The 611-nt window shown below is 42.1% G+C and carries 2 protein-coding genes; one reads left to right on the top strand and one right to left on the bottom strand.

Annotation, left to right across the window (positions count from 1 at the left end):
- A partial coding sequence (locus tag R7O13_RS28620) for an MlaA family lipoprotein (RefSeq protein WP_318305430.1) occupies window positions 1-241 on the top strand: 241 nt, incomplete at its 5' end.
- 87 nt (window positions 242-328) lie between these two features.
- Here the strand turns inward: R7O13_RS28620 and R7O13_RS28615 are convergent.
- Window positions 329-611, bottom strand: a 283-nt coding sequence (locus R7O13_RS28615) for an outer membrane protein transport protein (RefSeq protein ID WP_318305429.1), incomplete at its 5' end; no start/stop codon positions are given.

Raw genomic sequence — 611 nt, 5'->3', positions numbered from 1 at the left:
GTATCTCCCATTATCTTACTTGAATATTTGGGCTGGTTTAGGGAAGTGGGCATTAGAAGGTTTGGAAAAACGAGCGTTGCTTGTACCGCAAGAAGCACAGCTTGATAGTTCTCCAGATCCTTATGTACTGACTCGAGATGTGTACATTCAGCGTCAAAACTTTAAAGCAGAAATCGACACGGTAGAAGAAGTGAATCCGGAAGAAGAAGCGTTGTTAGACGAATATCTAGATGAATTCTAATCGTTGATGTTTCAAATAAAATGAACGCAATAAAAAAGGCTTAGCAAGTGCTAAGCCTTTTTTGTCTCTCGATTTTTTAACGAGTAATTAGAAACGGTAGTTCGCTTGAACACCGATTAGCCAAACGTTACCCGTTGTTTCACCAACGAATTGACCGCCAACTACTTCAGCTGAATCGTCTGACTTGTAGCCACGAGACTCAACGATTGGTGCGTCTTTCGCGATAATGTAAGTGAAGCCAGCGTCTAGGCTGAAGTCTTTCGTCCAGTCATAAGTTGCACCGATGCTTAACCAAGTACGGTCTGTTTCTGGAATAGTAATCGTGCGGTTCTTATCACTTACAGCAGACGTATCGTATGCAATACCAGTA

The organism is Vibrio sp. Y176, assembly GCF_033438945.1.
This window is presented reverse-complemented; position numbering and strand designations above follow the sequence as displayed.